This is a genomic window from Cupriavidus sp. GW823-FHT07B10, assembly GCF_058794355.1.
Window position 1 is genome coordinate 328496 of record NZ_JBXAGS010000002.1, and the last position, 15498, is coordinate 343993.

Annotated in this window: 14 protein-coding genes; all 14 read right to left on the reverse strand. The window is 67.1% G+C overall.

Translation table 11 applies throughout. From position 1 onward, the window contains the following. Positions 1-65 precede the first annotated feature (65 nt). The 14 genes from AC1Q6V_RS06350 to apbC all read right to left on the reverse strand — a co-directional run bounded on the left by AC1Q6V_RS06350 (position 66) and on the right by apbC (position 15386). On the reverse strand, positions 66-2339 hold the full coding sequence (locus tag AC1Q6V_RS06350) for an Orn/Lys/Arg family decarboxylase (RefSeq protein WP_454751236.1): 2274 nt from the start codon (positions 2337-2339) through the stop codon (positions 66-68). 150 nt (positions 2340-2489) lie between these two features. Then, positions 2490-3056, reverse strand: coding sequence for a dCTP deaminase (gene dcd, locus AC1Q6V_RS06355; protein ID WP_010813843.1), 567 nt, complete (start codon positions 3054-3056; stop codon positions 2490-2492). Between the two features lie 96 nt (positions 3057-3152). After that, positions 3153-3983 (reverse strand): formate dehydrogenase accessory sulfurtransferase FdhD, encoded by an 831-nt coding sequence (locus AC1Q6V_RS06360; RefSeq protein WP_010813844.1) that lies wholly within the window; start codon positions 3981-3983, stop codon positions 3153-3155. 63 nt (positions 3984-4046) lie between these two features. Continuing rightward, positions 4047-4436, reverse strand: a complete 390-nt coding sequence (locus AC1Q6V_RS06365) for a hypothetical protein (protein WP_010813845.1) — start codon at positions 4434-4436, stop codon at positions 4047-4049. 34 nt (positions 4437-4470) lie between these two features. Beyond that, positions 4471-5679, reverse strand: coding sequence for a formate dehydrogenase subunit gamma (locus tag AC1Q6V_RS06370; RefSeq protein WP_010813846.1), 1209 nt, complete (start codon positions 5677-5679; stop codon positions 4471-4473). Positions 5680-5743: 64 nt separating this feature from the next. Continuing rightward, positions 5744-5980, reverse strand: a complete 237-nt coding sequence (locus AC1Q6V_RS06375) for a hypothetical protein (protein ID WP_010813847.1) — start codon at positions 5978-5980, stop codon at positions 5744-5746. After that, positions 5977-6654 carry a formate dehydrogenase FDH3 subunit beta gene (gene fdh3B, locus AC1Q6V_RS06380; RefSeq protein ID WP_010813848.1) on the reverse strand — a complete coding sequence of 226 codons (678 nt, stop codon included), beginning with the start codon at positions 6652-6654 and terminating at the stop codon, positions 5977-5979. Before fdh3B ends, AC1Q6V_RS06375 begins: the two co-directional genes overlap by 4 nt. Before the next feature lie 15 nt (positions 6655-6669). Beyond that, on the reverse strand, positions 6670-9702 hold the full coding sequence (locus AC1Q6V_RS06385; protein ID WP_058696733.1) for a molybdopterin-dependent oxidoreductase: 3033 nt from the start codon (positions 9700-9702) through the stop codon (positions 6670-6672). 71 nt (positions 9703-9773) lie between these two features. Then, the gene (locus tag AC1Q6V_RS06390; protein ID WP_010813850.1) at positions 9774-9989 is read right to left on the reverse strand and encodes a hypothetical protein; all 216 of its coding nucleotides are present in this window, start codon (positions 9987-9989) and stop codon (positions 9774-9776) included. A 199-nt stretch (positions 9990-10188) separates the two neighbouring features. After that, positions 10189-10821 (reverse strand): TorD/DmsD family molecular chaperone, encoded by a 633-nt coding sequence (locus AC1Q6V_RS06395; RefSeq protein ID WP_010813851.1) that lies wholly within the window; start codon positions 10819-10821, stop codon positions 10189-10191. Between the two features lie 35 nt (positions 10822-10856). Next, positions 10857-13022: a 4Fe-4S binding protein gene (locus AC1Q6V_RS06400; RefSeq protein WP_011615920.1), complete on the reverse strand. Its 2166-nt coding sequence runs from the start codon at positions 13020-13022 to the stop codon at positions 10857-10859. 101 nt (positions 13023-13123) lie between these two features. Further along, positions 13124-13714, reverse strand: a complete 591-nt coding sequence (locus AC1Q6V_RS06405) for a DUF3306 domain-containing protein (protein WP_010813853.1) — start codon at positions 13712-13714, stop codon at positions 13124-13126. A gap of 27 nt (positions 13715-13741) precedes the next feature. After that, entirely contained in the window at positions 13742-14275 is a 534-nt protein-coding gene (locus tag AC1Q6V_RS06410; protein WP_492316402.1) for a DUF3305 domain-containing protein, read from the reverse strand. Positions 14276-14297: 22 nt separating this feature from the next. After that, positions 14298-15386, reverse strand: a complete 1089-nt coding sequence (apbC, locus tag AC1Q6V_RS06415) for an iron-sulfur cluster carrier protein ApbC (RefSeq protein WP_013952601.1) — start codon at positions 15384-15386, stop codon at positions 14298-14300. Positions 15387-15498 lie beyond the last annotated feature (112 nt).

Below are 15498 nucleotides of genomic sequence, written 5' to 3' on the forward strand. Positions count from 1 at the left end.
CACCCCAAAAGAAAGGACCCCGCATAGCGGGGCCCTGCTCACGTCAGCGGAACGCGGACTGGCGCTCAGCCGCCCTGCTTCACGCAGTCGACAAAGTACGCCGTCTTGCCGTCGACCTCGTCCTCGACCAGGCCGTGGATGTCGGTCTCGAAGCCAGGGAACAGCTTGTTGAACTCGCGCGCGAACTTCAGGTACTGCACGATGGTGCGGTTGAAGCGCTCGCCCGGAATCAGCAGCGGAATGCCCGGCGGGTACGGCGTCAGCAGGATGGCGGTGACGCGGCCCTCCAGGTCGTCGACCGGCACGCGCTCGATCTCGCGGTGCGCCATCATGGCCCAGGCGTCCGACGGCTTCATCGCCGGCTCCATGTCCGACAGGTACATCTCCGTCGTCACACGGGCCACGTCGTTGGCCTTGTACACGCTGTGGATCGCATCGCACAGGTCACGCAGGCCCATGCGCTCGTATTGCGGGTGCTTGGCGACGAATTCCGGCAGCACGCGCCACAGCGGCTGGTTCTGGTCGTAGTCGTCCTTGAACTGCTGCAGCTCAGTCACCAGCGAGTTCCAGCGGCCCTTGGTGATGCCGATAGTGAACATGATGAAGAACGAATACAGCCCGGTCTTCTCGATGATGATGCCGTGCTCGGCCAGGTACTTGGTGACGATGGCCGCCGGGATGCCGCGTTCGCTGAACTCGCCGTCCACGTCCAGGCCCGGGGTGATGATGGTGGCCTTGATCGGGTCGAGCAGGTTGAAGCCGTCGGCGAGGTCGCCGAAGCCGTGCCAGCGCTCATTGGCCTTGAGCATCCACTCTTCGCGGTCGCCGATGCCGTCTTCGATCAGTGCGTCCGGGCCCCACACCTTGAACCACCAGTCGCCGTTGTTGCCGTCGTCGTAGTCGCCCTCGACCTTGCGCATGGCGCGGCGGAAATCCATCGCCTCCTGGATGCTTTCTTCCACCAGCGCGGTGCCGCCCGGCGCTTCCATCATCGCCGCGGCCACGTCGCACGAGGCGATGATCGAGTACTGCGGGCTGGTCGAGGTGTGCATCAGGTACGCCTCGTTGAAGCGGTAGCGGTCCAGCTTGCGCGTCTCGGAATCCTGCACCAGGATCTGCGAGGCCTGCGACAGGCCGGCCAGCAGCTTGTGCGTCGACTGGGTGGCGAACACCAGCGCGTCCTTGCTGCGCGGGCGGTCCTTGCCGATCGCGTGCATATTGCGATAGAAGTCGTGGAAGGCCGCATGCGGCAGCCAGGCTTCATCGAAGTGCAGCGTATCGATCTCGGCGGCCAGCATTTCCTTGATCTGCTCGGCGTTGTACAGCACGCCGTCGTACGTACCCTGAGTGATGGTCAGGATGCGCGGCTTCTGGTTCTTGGCCTTGCTGGCGAACGGGTGGTTGGCGATCTTCTTCCTGATCGTCTCCGGATCGAACTCGCTCTTCGGGATCGGGCCGATGATGCCGTAGTGGTTGCGCGTGGGCATCAGGAAGACCGGGATCGCGCCCGTCATCATGATCGCGTGCAGGATCGACTTGTGGCAGTTGCGGTCCACCACCACGATGTCGCCCGGCGCCACGTTGGCATGCCACACCATCTTGTTCGAGGTGGAGGTGCCGTTGGTGACGAAATACATGTGGTCGGAGTTGAAGATGCGCGCGGCATTGCGCTCCGACGCGGCCACCGGGCCGGTGTGGTCCAGCAGCTGGCCCAGTTCATCGACCGCGTTGCAGACGTCGGCGCGCAGCATGTTCTCGCCGAAGAACTGGTGGAACACCTGGCCCACCGGGCTCTTCAGGAAAGCCACGCCGCCCGAGTGCCCCGGGCAGTGCCACGAGTACGAGCTGTCCTGCGCGTAGTCGATCAGCGCCTTGAAGAACGGCGGCGCCAGCGTGTCGAGGTAGACCTTGGCTTCGCGGATGATGTGGCGTGCCACGAATTCCGGCGTGTCCTCGAACATGTGGATGAAGCCGTGCAGCTCGCGCAGAATATCGTTGGGGATGTGGCGCGAGGTGCGGGTCTCGCCGTACAGGAAGATCGGCAGGTCCGAGTTGCGGCGGCGCACTTCGGTGACGAAGGCGCGCAGCTTTTCGATGGCGGCGGCCTCGGGCTGGTCATCGCCGTCGCGCGTGAACTCGTCGTCATCGATCGAGACAATAAAGGTCGATGCCCGGCTGGACTGCTGCGCAAACGACGTCAGGTCGCCGTAGCTGGTCAGGCCCATGACCTCCATGCCCTCTTTCTCGATCGCCTCGGCCAGCGCGCGGATGCCCGAGCCGGAGATGTTCTCGGAGCGAAAGTCTTCGTCAATGATGATGACGGGGAAACGGAATTTCATCGGGCATCCTTGATGGAAAGCAGGACATAAAGGACTTGAGCCACATGGCCGGCAGGAGGTTCCCCGCTGCGGCGACATGTGGCTCTGACGTCAGGTGTGGCGGCCATTCTCGGGGCCAGCCTTCCGGCAAACGCCGGCATTGTAATGCGCTCAGGTCTTCGGCAGTGTGACACCGTGCTGGCCCTGGTACTTGCCGCCGCGGTCGCGGTACGAGGTCTCGCAGACTTCGTCGCTCTCGAAGAACAGCACCTGGGCGCAACCCTCGCCGGCGTAGATCTTGGCGGGCAGCGGCGTGGTGTTGGAGAACTCCAGCGTCACATAGCCTTCCCACTCAGGCTCGAACGGCGTCACATTGACGATGATGCCGCAGCGGGCGTAGGTGCTCTTGCCCAGGCAGATGGTCAGCACGCTGCGCGGGATCCGGAAGTATTCCATCGTGCGCGCCAGCGCGAACGAATTGGGCGGGATGATGCAGACATCGCCCTTGAAATCCACGAACGACTTCTCGTCGAAATTCTTCGGATCGACGATGGTGCTGTTGATATTGGTGAAGATCTTGAATTCGTCGGCGCAGCGGATGTCGTAGCCGTAGCTCGAGGTGCCGTACGAAACGATCTTGCGCCCGTCCTGCTCCCGGACCTGGCCTGGCGCGAACGGCTCGATCATGCCGTGCTGCTCCGCCATGCGGCGGATCCACTTGTCGGATTTGATGCTCATAAGGTTGGGAGGGTAAACACACTGGCTCGGAGTGCGCCGCATTGTACAACCAATCGCGCCCACCCCTTTATGCAAACGCAAACAACCAAGTGCCGCTTACGCCACCGCGTCTTCAGGCAGCCGGTGGCGGAAGCGCTCGCGCCCGGTGTAGAGCAGGAAGTGCTTGCCGGTGCAGCGCGCAAACAGCGTCAGGTTGACGCGCCGGGCCATCTGGTAGCCCATCTGCGTCACGCCCGAGCGCGACAGCAGGAACGGGATGCCCATCTGCGCGCCCTTGATCACCATCTCGGAAGTCAGGCGCCCGGTGGTGTAGAAGATCTTGTCGCTGCCCGTCATGCCTTCCAGCCACATGCGCCCGGCGATGGCGTCCACGGCGTTGTGGCGGCCCACGTCCTCGATGAACATCAGCAGCTCGGTGCCCTGGAACAGCGCGCAGCCGTGCACCGAGCCAGCCTGCTTGTAGACCGACTGCTGCAGCCGGATGGTGTCGATGATGCCGTACAGGGTGTCCTGGTCCAGCGTGGCGCCAACCGGCAGGCGGATGTTGTCGACCTCATCGAGCAGCGAGCCGAACACGGTGCCTTGCCCGCAGCCGGTGGTCACCACGCGGCGCGCGGTGCGTTCCTCGATGCGGTCCACGCCATTGCGCGTGGTCACGGCGGCGGACTCGGTTTCCCAGTCGACCTGCACCGCGGCGATGTCTTCGATCGATTCCACCAGCCGCTGGTTGCGCAGGTAGCCGAGCACCAGGTGCTCGGGCGCGCCGCCCAGGGTCATCAGCGTGACCAGCTCGCGCTTGTCGAGGTAGACCGTCAGCGGACGCTCGCCCGGCAGGTAGGCCGCGCGCACGCGGCCCTGCTCGTCGACGACTTCAACCTCTTCGATCAGGGGAACGGCTGCCTGGGTAAGCTCGGGACGCAGGGTCATGACGAGGGGCTCGGGACTGCTGGTGAGGGCCCCGCGCCGCGCGCGGCGTGCATGGGGCTGTGGTTACGGCGCCTTTGCAGGGGATTGTACCGCGCCGGCCGCGGCTGGTTTGGCGTCGGCCGCGGTGCTGGCCACGGCTGGCGCCGGGGCGGCAGGCGCAGCGGCGGTCGGCGCCACAAACGGGCCCGGATCGGCACACGCGGCGGCTTGCGACGGCGCGCGGGTTTCCTGGCCGTGGGCCTTGCGCTCGGCGAAGTAACGCGCCGCGGTCTTGTCCTGCGCGCGGCACAACTGGTAGGCGGCGACCTTGTCGGCCCAGGCGGCGCGCGCCTTGGTCTCAGCGGCCTTGGCCTGCTGGGCCTCGGTCGGCGGCGGCAGCTTGGCCAGCGCGCCGGTGGCAAGGGTGGCGCCCGCGCACAGGGCAACCAGCGTCAGGGTGCGTGTCATCGTCATCGTGGGTTCCGCATGGTCTGGTTGGCAGCCGGCCTCAGGCTTCGCCCGGGGTATGCCGGGTGTTGCGCCCCGCGGCGGCTTCCGGGCTGGCCGAACGCTGGGCCGGGATCTTGCCGGACTTGATGTCGTCGTACCAGTGCTCGTGGTGCTCCTTGGCCCAGGCCTCGTCCACCCAGCCGTCGCGCATGGCGCGGTAGGCGCCTTCCATGCCGACCGTGCCCATGTAGATATGGCCGCACGCCATCGCGATCATCAGCACGGCCGAGATCCCATGGATCACGTTGGCGATCTGCATGGTCGCGCGGTAGTAGTCCATGCCTGGCACGATCATGTCCAGCACCCAGCCCGATGCCGACAGCACCAGCCCGAACACGAACACGCCGATCCAGAACCACATCTTCTCGCCGGCATTGAAGCGCCCGCTCGGCACATGCTTGCCGGACGCCAGGCCGCCAAGGCTGGTGACCCAGCGCATGTCGTCGCGGTTGGGCAGGTTGTCGCGCACGAACACCACGAAGGCCACGATCACCGACAGCGTGAAGATCGGGCCGATCACGTTGTGCAGGTTCTTCAGCACGTAGGTCAGCCAGCCGAACAGCATGTGGCCCATCAGCGGCAGCAGGAAATGCTTGCCCAGCAGCAGCACGATGCCCGACACCGCCAGCACCACGAACGAGATCGCCATGGTCCAGTGGACAATGCGCTCAAGCGGCGTGAAGCGCTCGATCATGCGGCCGGTGCGCGGCGTGCGCAGCGGGATGGCGCCGCGCCAGAGGAAGAAGCCCAGGATGGCAAGCGGCACCACCAGCAGCAGCCAGCCGCCCCAGACGGTGATGACGCCGTTGCGGAACAGGCGCCATTGCTGCCCGGTGCGCTGGATCAGCACGCCGGCTTCCTTGTCGGGCAGGCTGCTGTAGTGGCGCTGGTCGGAATTGACCTCGCGCCAGACCGGCGCATTGTTGCCGGGCTGCGTGACGGTGCGCTGCTGCTGCGACTGGGCCTCGGCGGCGATATCGCGGCGCGGTATGTTGAAGATATTCTCGGATGCGATGCCGGCCAGCGGCTGGACCGGGTGCGTGGCCGGGTTGTTGGTGTCGGCATTGGCCTGCGCGGCGGCCGGTGCCGGCGGTGCCGAGGCCGGCGCCTGTGCGGCGGCGGTGCCGGCAAAGGCCGCCAGTGCCAGCGCGCCGGCGCTGAGCCAGCGCCGCCAGCCTGCGCGGCATGCATTCTGCGACGGCGTCATGTGCACTCCTTCGGATCGTCGAGGGCCAGCGCCCGGCTGCCGGGGCGGCCCAGCTGCAGCGCCTTCATTGCGTGCGGTTGTACTCGTTCTGCAACTGGTTGCGCTGGCGAATCTGGTTGTCCCAGCTGGTCTTGTCGCCCTGCTTCCAGCCCTTGGCCACGAACGGATCATCCGGGGCGCCCTGGTAGGCCTGGGCGTCAGTCTTGCGGTGCGACGGGCTGATGGTCTGCGGCTTCTCGCCGCAAGCTGCCAGCAGCACGCCGCACAGCGACACCAATGCAACAACGCGGACGCGGTTCATGACGCTTGCCCTCCCGGGGCCGCGGGTGCGGCCGGTGCAGCGGGCGCCGGCTGTGCCGGTTGGGCCGGCTGGGCCGCGCCGCCCTTGGCGGTGCCGTAGGCCGTGCCCCAGCCGAACACGTCGCCGCCGGTGCCGCGCTTGATCACGCGGTTGCGCAGGATGTCGGCGATCACATCGCCGTCGCCGCCCAGCAGCGCCTTGGTCGAGCACATCTCGGCGCACAGCGGCAGCTTGCCTTCGGCCAGGCGGTTGCGGCCGTATTTCTCGAACTCAGCTTCCGAGCCGTTCTTTTCCGGGCCGCCAGCGCAGAAGGTGCACTTGTCCATCTTGCCGCGCACGCCGAAGGTGCCGGTCGACGGGAACTGCGGCGCGCCGAACGGGCAGGCGTAGGAGCAGTAGCCGCAGCCGATGCAGACGTCCTTGTCGTGCAGCACCACGCCGTCCTCGGTGCGGTAGAAGCAGTCGACCGGGCAGACCGCCATGCAGGGCGCGTCCGAACAGTGCATGCAGGCCACCGAGATCGATTTCTCGGCGCCGACCATGCCGTCGTTGACGGTGACCACGCGGCGCCGGTTCACGCCCCAGGGCACCTCGTGCTCGTTCTTGCAGGCAGTGACGCAGCTGTTGCACTCGATGCAGCGCTCGGCGTCACAGATAAATTTCATGCGTGCCATGGTGTCCCTCTGCGCTTAGGCAAACCGCTCGATCTGGCAAACGGTGGTCTTGGTTTCCTGCATCATCGTCACCGAGTCATAGCCGTAGGTGGTGGCCGTGTTGACCGCCTCGCCGCGCACCACCGGCATCGCGCCCGCGGGATAGTAGTCCTTCAGGTCCTTGCCTTGCCACCAGCCCGAGAAATGGAACGGGATAAACGCGGTATCGGGCCCCACCCGCTCGGTCACCAGCGCGCGCACCTTGATGCGGGCCCCGGTGGGCGTCTTCACCCAGCAGAAGTCACCGTTGCGGATACCGCGGTCGGACGCCGCGCGCGGGTTGATCTCGACGAAGTTCTCCTGCTGCAGTTCGGCCAGCCACGGGTTGGAGCGGGTTTCTTCGCCACCGCCCTCGTACTCGACCAGCCGCCCGGAGGTCAGGATGATCGGGAACTTTTCATAGACCTTGTTCTCGATATTGCGCTGCTGCACCGACTTGTACAGCGTCGGCAGCCGCCAGAACGCCATCTTGTCGTCGTGGGTCGGGTACTTGGCGACCATGTCCGGGCGCGTGGAGTACAGCGGCTCGCGATGCTGCGGGATCGCGTCGGGGAAGTTCCATACCACCGCGCGCGCCTTGGCGTTGCCGAACGGGTGGCAGCCATGGTTCTTCATCACCACGCGCTGGATGCCGCCCGACAGGTCGGTCTTCCAGTTCTTGCCTTCGGCCTTGGCCTTCTCGGCATCGGTCAGGTCGTCCCACCACCCCAGCTTCTTCAGCAGCACATGATCGAACTCCGGATAGCCGGTGGTGATCTCAGCGCCCAGCGAATACGAACCGTCCTCCGCCAGCAGGCTGACGCCGTCGCGCTCCACGCCGAAATTGGCGCGGAAGTTGCCGCCGCCGTCCATCACGTGCTTGCTGGTGTCGTACAGGTTGGGCGAGCCCGGGTGCTTCAGTTCCGGCGTGCCGTAGCACGGCCACGGCAGCCCGAAGTAGTCGCCGGTCAGGTCGTAGCCGGTCACCGGATCCTTGCCCGCCTTGCAGCGCAGCGTCTTGACGTCGAACATCTGCATATTGCGCATATGCGCCTTCAACCGCTCCGGCGACTGGCCGGTGTAGCCGATGGTCCAGTTGCTGGCGTTGATCTCGCGCAGGATCGATTCTGGCTCCGGCTCCATCCAGGTGCGGCCGGCGCGCTTCACCTCGATCAGCTTCATGTTCTTCGACAGCTCCTTGCCAAAGCCGAGCCGGTCGGCAAACGCCTGCATCAGCGTATGGTCGGGCATCGACTCGAACAGCGGCTCGATGACCTTCTCGCGCCATTGCAGCGAGCGGTTCGACGCGGTGCACGTGCCCGAGGTCTCGAACTGCGTGCAGGCCGGCAGCAGGTAGACCGCGCGGTTCGGGTTGACCTTGTCGCCCTCGGCCGGCGGCATGTTGGCCATGGCCGCGGTCGCCGACGGATAGGGGTCGACCACCACCAGCAGGTCGAGCTTGTCCAGCGCCTTCTTCATCTCCAGGCCGCGCGTCTGCGAGTTCGGGGCATGGCCCCAGAAGAACACGCCGCGCACGTTGTTGTCCTGGTCGATCAGCTCGTTCTTCTCGGTGACGATATCGATCCAGCGCGACACCGTGGTGCCGGACTTCTCCATCATCGCCTGCGAGACGAACTGCTTCTTGATCCATTCATAGTCCACACCCCACACCGCGGCGTAGTGCTTCCACGCGCCGGTGGCCAGGCCGTAGTAGCCCGGCAGCGAGTCCGGGTTGGGGCCCACGTCCGTGGCACCTTGCACGTTGTCATGGCCGCGGAAGATGTTGGCGCCGCCTCCCGCCACGCCGATATTGCCCAGCGCCAGCTGCACGAGGCACGAGGCCCGCACGATCGCGTTGCCGATGGTGTGCTGGGTCTGACCCATGCACCACACCAGCGTGCTGGGACGGTTCTTGGCCATGATCTCGGCCACCATCTTCACCTGCGCCTCGGGCACGCCGCAGACTTCCTCGACCTTGTCGGGCGTCCACTTGGCCATGACCTCTTCCTTGACCTTGTCCATGCCGTAGACGCGGTCCTGCAGGTACTTCTGGTCTTCCCAGCCGTTCTGGAAGATGTGGTACAGCATGCCGAACAGGAACGCGATGTCGGTACCCGAGCGGATGCGCACGTAGTGTTGCGCCTTGGCTGCGGTGCGCGTGTAACGCGGATCGACCACGATCACCTTGCAGCCGTTCTCCTTGGCGTGCAGCAGGTGCAGCATCGATACCGGGTGCGCCTCGGCCGCGTTGGATCCGATATACAGCGCTGCCTTCGCGTTCTGCATATCGTTGTACGAGTTGGTCATCGCCCCGTATCCCCAGGTATTCGCCACGCCCGCCACGGTGGTGGAGTGGCAGATGCGCGCCTGGTGGTCGGTGTTGTTGGTGCCGAAGAACGACACCCACTTGCGCAGCAGGTAGGCCTGCTCGTTGCTGTGCTTGGACGAGCCGACGAAGAACATCGAGTCCGGGCCGGTCTGCTGGCGGATCTCCTTCATCTTCGCGGTGATCTCGTCCAGCGCCTGGTCCCAGCTGATGCGCTGGTACTTGCCGTTGACCAGCTTCATCGGGTACTTGAGGCGGTATTCGCCGTGGCCGTGCTCGCGCAGCGCCGCGCCCTTGGCGCAGTGCGCGCCCAGGTTGATGGGCGAATCGAACACCGGCTCCTGGCGGATCCACACGCCGTTCTGCACCACCGCGTCGACCGCGCAGCCGACCGAGCAGTGGCCGCACACGGTGCGCCTGACCACGATGCCGGTCTTGCCGTCGGCAGCCGCCTTCTTGTCGTCGGCGGCGTCCGCCTTGCGGATCAGCGTCAGCTGCGAGGCCGCCAGCCCGGCACCGACGCCGATGCCAGAGCGCTTGAGGAAGCTGCGGCGGTCCATGGTCGGCATCGCGCCGGCCAGGCTGGCCGCGAGCCGCTGCGAGAGTCGGCCGGAGGCTGCGCCGGCATGTTCAGGCCGGTTGGCCAGGCCGTCAGCGAGGCGGGCGGATGCGCCCTGCGCCGCGCGTTTGCGGGTCAAGATCATGTCTCACCTCAGATGCGGACGCAGGTCGCGTCCGGTTGCAGGCGGTGCGGCAGACCACACCGCCCTGGCAGCTACACCAGCGTGGTCCGGTAGTACTTGCGGATGTGGTCAGAGACCCGGTAACCCTTGCTGGCCGACGGAGGATCGGTGGGTTCCGGCAGAGCTGCGGCCTGGTCCGGCATGGCCGGACCGCGCGCGGTCAGCGCTGCCGCACCCGTAGCGGCAGCCACAACTCCAGCGCCCGCGAGAAACGTGCGGCGCGCGACCCTGGTTTGCTTCTGTGTCATGTGGGGGCTCCTCGGCTGTCCAAGCCCGATGGTTTTAGCCGTTATGCGTTGTTATGCATATTCTAGAATCAACTAGCAGGAAAGACCATGATATGCACGGGTTTTTCCCTACTTTCCAACCCATTTTCGTGTAAATGGCCGCCTTGGGCCCGCTGCGCTAAAGAAGCCTCGAAGCGCGCCGATATTCAATGCCGCCGGCTCAATGCATCTCGAGCGCCATCGCTTCCACGCCGGCAAACGCGCCCAGCAAGCCTGCCACGCTGCGATAGAAACGCGCCTGCGGGTGCGTCGTCACTGCATCGCACAATCGCTCCACCCAGGGCTGCAGGTGCTGCGCATAGAAACGCTGCTGCTCGCCCAGGTTGGACACCGCCAGGTCGTCGCCCGCCACCAGGAAGCGCATCACCTCGCACAGCGTGGCGATATGGTCCTCGGTTTCGCTGACATCTTCATGGCGCTCCAGGCCGTAGCGGGCCAGGTCTTCGCGCAGCGCCACCAGCGGGCGCTCGTTCAGGAAGCCGGTCATGTAGAAGGAGCCGTACAGGAACACATCCTGGCGGCCCACGCCCACGAACAGCTGCCGGTACTCGTCCTCGGCCTCGGCCGCCGTGGTCTCCGATGCTGCATCGCACAATGCGTTCCACGCCTTGCCCAGCACGGTGTTCGCGTCCTCGCCCACGGCGCGGTTGGCGGCGATGTGGTGCAGCAGCGCGGCGTCGGGCGCGTGGTAGAACAGCGTGGCAAGCAGACCGTAGAGGTCGGCGCGGGCGGTGTCTTCGGCATCGTCGGCGGGCGGCGCGGCGGTGAGCTGGATCGGCTGGAAATCTGTCATGTCGTGATGATTTGTCCTGGGTGGCCTGGCCGCTGTCAGCGCAGCGTGGCGCCGGTGGCGGTTCCCGTATCGCGCTCTATCATGTCGATGACGCGGCAGTCAGGGCACATCTTCAGGCGCTCGGCCGCGGCGCCGGCAAAGGCCGGATGGCCGGCCAGGCGCACCAGCATCGACTCCACCATCTGCGCCGTGCCGAACGGCTTGGCGCAGCGGATGCAATGGAACGGCTGGGTCTCGTTCAGGGTCACCGGGCGGCGCGCTGCGTCGCCGGCCAGCAGGCGCGGCACCAGGCTGATGGCGTCTTCCGGGCAGGTCTTCTCGCACAGCCCGCACTGCACGCAGTTGCGCTCGATAAAGCTGAGCACCGGGCGCTCGGGATTGTCGCGCAGCGCCTGCGACGGGCACGCGCCGACGCAGGCCATGCACATGGTGCACTTGCCCGTATCCACCGCGATCGCGCCGATCGGCGCGCCGGCCGGCAGCGGCACGCTTGGCGCGGGCACCGGCGCGTGCCGCGCCAGGTGGTCCAGCACAAAGTCCAGCATCTCGCGCTTGGCCGCGACGGGGCCGAACGGCGCCGGCGGCACTGCGTTGCGGCCCGGGCGCAGCGCCGCCAGGCCGGCATCCAGCGCCGGCGTATCGGCGGCCTCGACCAGCGACAGTACCTCGCCGTCATAGCCCAGGCCGGCCAGCAGAGCGCGCCCGACCGCGATCTGCTCCAGCAGCGCGGTGCGGTACTGCGGTGCCTCGTCGCCGGTCAGCAGCACCGCTACGCGGCTGGCGCCCCAGCACAGCGCGGCGAGCCATAGCTCCAGCCCGGCCGAGGCCGGGTGGAACAGCGACAACGGCATCACATTGGCGGGCACCCCCCTGGCCTTGCCGCCGCGGGCGGAACGGCCCAGTGCCAGCAGCGCGGGCGTGCCGTATTCCTCGCCATGCAGCAGCACCACCGGATCGCGCGCGCCGGCCTGGCGGTACGCTGACAGCAGCGTGCGCAGGCGCGCGCCGGTCACTTCCGGCCCCGGGTAGCCATAGCTGATGGCCCCGCTCGGGCACACAGTGGTGCACGCGCCGCAGCCCATGCACAAGTTGGGCGTGACCTCGATGCGCCCCTTGCCGTCGTGCCAGCGCGAGCCGATGGCCTCGGTCGAGCAGATGTCGATGCAGGCGGTGCAGCCGGTGGTCTGGTTGCGGCCATGCGCGCACAGGTTTTCCTTGTAGCGGAAGAACCTGGGCTTCTCGAACTCGCCCACCAGCCCCGCCAGCATCAGCGCCTGGGCCTGCTGGCGCGCGGCATCGGCGCCGGCGTGCAGATAGCCCTGCGGCGGCTGGTGCATGGTGAAGGCAGGCGTGTCGCACAGGTCGAAGACCAGGTCGAAGCGTCCCTGCACAGTGCCCTGCGGGCGGTCGAAGTCGATCGCCGCGGCGGCGCCGCAGGCGCGCACGCAAGCACGGTGCGAGCGGCAGCGCGACAGGTCGATCTGGTAGCTGAAGTCGATCGCGTCCTCGGGACAGGCGTCGATGCAGGCGTTGCAGCGGGTGCACAGGTCCAGGTCGATCGGGTTGCTGCGGCCGGCGCCGGTCTCCCAGCTGGCCTCGAACGCGCCCAGCCAGCCTGTCAGCGAGGCCAGCCGGCCGCTGTGGACCGGATAGGCGCGCGCCGCAGGCTGCGCCGCGGCGCCTTCACGCATGTCGCTGCCGGTCAGCAGCACCGTGACCTCCAGCTGCATCGCGGCCAGCCGCTCGGCCCACGGCAGCGCCCGCTGGGCCGGGCCCAGCACCAGCACCGCGCCGTCGGAACGGTAATCCACCACCGGCACCGGGTCAGGTTCGGGCAGCGCTGCCACGGCCAGCAGCGCGGCGATCTTGGCATTGGCGGTCTTGGGGTCGCGCCGGGCGCCCTGTGACCAGCCGCCGGTCTCGCGGATATTGACGAAGCGCACCGGCGCGGTCACCACCGGGCGGCCATCGCTGCCCTGCGCGGCCTGCGCCGCGACTTCGGTAAATAGCTGGCGTTCCTGGGTGCAGGCGACGATGACGTCGTCGGTGCCGTCGAGCGCGGCGGTGAAGTCGCCGATCTCGCGCCGGCACAGCAGGCGATGGACCTTCAAGGGGCCCTGGTTGGCGTCCTTGGTTGCTTCGGACAATGCCGCCCCGTCAAGCGGCATGGTGTCGTTGCAGTTGCAGATCAGCGTCGGCATGGCGAATGCGGCTGACCGGTCCGGACGTCCTTCTTGGCGAGGGGTCTGCGGGCCGGCGGATTGTGGGGATGCCTATTGTAGGCTGCGCTGCACCTGTGAGGCTACGCGCATTTATCCGGGTCTTGCGGGCCCTGTTCTGCGCTTTGACTTACAGTTTGCTGCGGCGTTTCGACTGGTGCGGGTATGTCCGTAGTGTCGGCGGTCTCGCCGGATTCGGCGAACTCGGCGGGCGCCGCCGGCGGTACATCCACAGGCCCCGCGGCGGCGGCCGCGGCCTGTGCCGCCGCGCGTTCCTCGTCGGTCGGCTCGAACAGGCCCAGTGTCTCGGACTGGCGCAGCTGGCGCAGGATCTCCGGCGGGATCGGGTCGGGCTTGCTGTAGTCGTCGATATAGATGTCGAGCCCGTCCATGACTTTGAAGTGCGGATCAGCGAACAGCGTCTTCAGCGCCGCGCGCTTGACTGACTCATCCACGCCGCGGGCCACGAACCGGGCGATCTCGTCGCCGGGGCGCAGCGCGGCCACGTCCTCCAGCGTCGGGGCCGGTACTTGCGGCGCTTCGGGCGCGGCCCCGGTGGCCGCGGGGACGGCTTCGGCATGCGCCGGTGGTGCCGGTTCTGCCGGCACGGGCACGCCCTCCCGCACCGCGGCCTTGCGGCGCGACCAGCGCGACAGGAAGGACGAATCGCTCATCGGCAGGGCAAGCTCAGGTCGTCAGGATCAGTAGCGGGCGCGGTCTTCCGGCGCCTTGAAGGATTCGGGCCGGCGCCGCTGCTTGGGCTCGGGCCGGTAGTGCTGGTCGACATAGGCCTGCAGCCACTCGCGCTGCTCGGGCGCCAGCGGCACGTTCTCGACGGTCTCGCCGGCATCGAGCCAGCGGCCGGCCTCGTTGTACGACAGCGTCACGGTCATCGGCACCGGATGGGCCTCTTCGCCAGCGCCGTCGTCCTCTGGCATGCGCCACAGCACGAACCAGCACGGCGTGTTCGAGGTCAGGTTCAGGTAATAGCCTTCGCCCTGGTCGCGGAACAACGTCACCTCGAAGCCCGGGTAGAGCCAGTGCGCGCCGTGGGCGTCGTGCTCCAGGCACACGGGATGCGTGCCGAACTCGCCAAGGTCCGGCAGCACCGCGTCCAGCTCCCACTTCCACGGCTGCCAGCGGTTGGCCAGCGCGACCTTGCGCATCACCACCGCCATGGTGACGGCGGGGCGGGCAGCGGGTGCCGGCAGGTCGGGGGCAGGCTGGCTTTCCATGGTTGCTGCGCGCGGCGCGCGCTCAGGTGTTTTGCACCACGATACTCGGAAACTTGCTGGTCATGTCGCGCGCCTTGTCGGCGACCTTGATCGCCACCTTGCGCGCGATGGCGCGGTACATCTCGGCCACCGGGCTGTCGGGCTCGGCCACCACGGTCGGGCGGCCGGAGTCGGCCTGCTCGCGGATCTGCAGGTTCAGCGGCAGGCTGCCCAGCAGGTCAACGCCGTAGTCGGCGCACATCTTCTCGCCGCCGCCGTGGCCGAAGATATGCTCGACATGGCCGCAGTTCGGGCAGCAGTAGACCGCCATGTTCTCGACGATGCCCAGGATGGGAATGCCCACCTTCTCGAACATCTTCAGGCCCTTCTTGGCATCCAGCAGCGCGATATCCTGAGGCGTGGTGACGATCACCGCGCCGGTGACCGGCACCTTCTGCGACAGCGTCAGCTGGACGTCGCCGGTGCCCGGCGGCATGTCGACGATCAGGTAGTCCAGGTCGTGCCAGTTGGTCTGGCGCAGCAGCTGCTCCAGCGCCGAGGTGACCATCGGGCCGCGCCATACCATCGGGTTGTCCTGCTCGATCAGGAAGCCGATCGAGTTGGCCTGCAGGCCGTGCCCTTCCAGCGGCTCCATGGTCTGGCCGTCGGCGGATTCCGGGCGGCCGTCGATGCCCAGCATCATCGGCAGGCTCGGCCCATAGATGTCTGCGTCGAGCATGCCGACGCGCGCGCCTTCCGCCGCCAGCGCCAGCGCCAGGTTCACGGCCGTGGTGGACTTGCCCACCCCGCCCTTGCCCGACGCCACCGCAATCACGTTCTTCACGCCCGGCAGCAGCTTGACCCCGCGCTGCACCGCGTGCGCGACGATCTTCATGGTCACGGCCACGCTGACGTTGCTCACGCCCGGCACTTGCCGCACCGCAGCAACCACCAGCTTGCGGATCGGATCGAACTGGCTCTTCGCGGGGTAGCCGAGTTCGACTTCCAGCGAGACATCGCCGCCGTCGACGCGGATGTTCCTGGCCGAGCGGGTGGACACCAGGTCCTTGCCCGTATTGGGGTCGATGACGGTGCGCAGGGCTTCGGTGACCTGCTCAGTGCTGACGCTCAAGACAAACTCCGCTTCGATGATTTGGGGGACTGGCGCATGATGGCCTGCGCCTAATGTATCAAAGTATGCAGCACCGGCCATGAACGCCGGAAATCCGCGCGCAATACCCTGC

Excerpts from the sequence above, each read along its gene's own strand:
- AC1Q6V_RS06370 (WP_010813846.1), bottom strand. The coding sequence starts at position 5,679 with ATGACGCCGTCGCAGAATGCATGCCGCGCAGGCTGGCGGCGCTGGCTC.
- AC1Q6V_RS06405 (WP_010813853.1), bottom strand. The coding sequence starts at position 13,714 with ATGAGCGATTCGTCCTTCCTGTCGCGCTGGTCGCGCCGCAAGGCCGCG.
- AC1Q6V_RS06395 (WP_010813851.1), bottom strand. The coding sequence starts at position 10,821 with ATGACAGATTTCCAGCCGATCCAGCTCACCGCCGCGCCGCCCGCCGAC.
- AC1Q6V_RS06365 (WP_010813845.1), bottom strand. The coding sequence starts at position 4,436 with ATGACGATGACACGCACCCTGACGCTGGTTGCCCTGTGCGCGGGCGCC.
- AC1Q6V_RS06350 (WP_454751236.1), bottom strand. The coding sequence starts at position 2,339 with ATGAAATTCCGTTTCCCCGTCATCATCATTGACGAAGACTTTCGCTCC.
- dcd (WP_010813843.1), bottom strand. The coding sequence starts at position 3,056 with ATGAGCATCAAATCCGACAAGTGGATCCGCCGCATGGCGGAGCAGCAC.
- AC1Q6V_RS06360 (WP_010813844.1), bottom strand. The coding sequence starts at position 3,983 with ATGACCCTGCGTCCCGAGCTTACCCAGGCAGCCGTTCCCCTGATCGAA.
- AC1Q6V_RS06410 (WP_492316402.1), bottom strand. The coding sequence starts at position 14,275 with ATGGAAAGCCAGCCTGCCCCCGACCTGCCGGCACCCGCTGCCCGCCCC.
- fdh3B (WP_010813848.1), bottom strand. The coding sequence starts at position 6,654 with ATGGCACGCATGAAATTTATCTGTGACGCCGAGCGCTGCATCGAGTGC.
- AC1Q6V_RS06400 (WP_011615920.1), bottom strand. The coding sequence starts at position 13,022 with ATGCCGACGCTGATCTGCAACTGCAACGACACCATGCCGCTTGACGGG.
- AC1Q6V_RS06390 (WP_010813850.1), bottom strand. The coding sequence starts at position 9,989 with ATGACACAGAAGCAAACCAGGGTCGCGCGCCGCACGTTTCTCGCGGGC.
- AC1Q6V_RS06385 (WP_058696733.1), bottom strand. The coding sequence starts at position 9,702 with ATGATCTTGACCCGCAAACGCGCGGCGCAGGGCGCATCCGCCCGCCTC.
- AC1Q6V_RS06375 (WP_010813847.1), bottom strand. The coding sequence starts at position 5,980 with ATGAACCGCGTCCGCGTTGTTGCATTGGTGTCGCTGTGCGGCGTGCTG.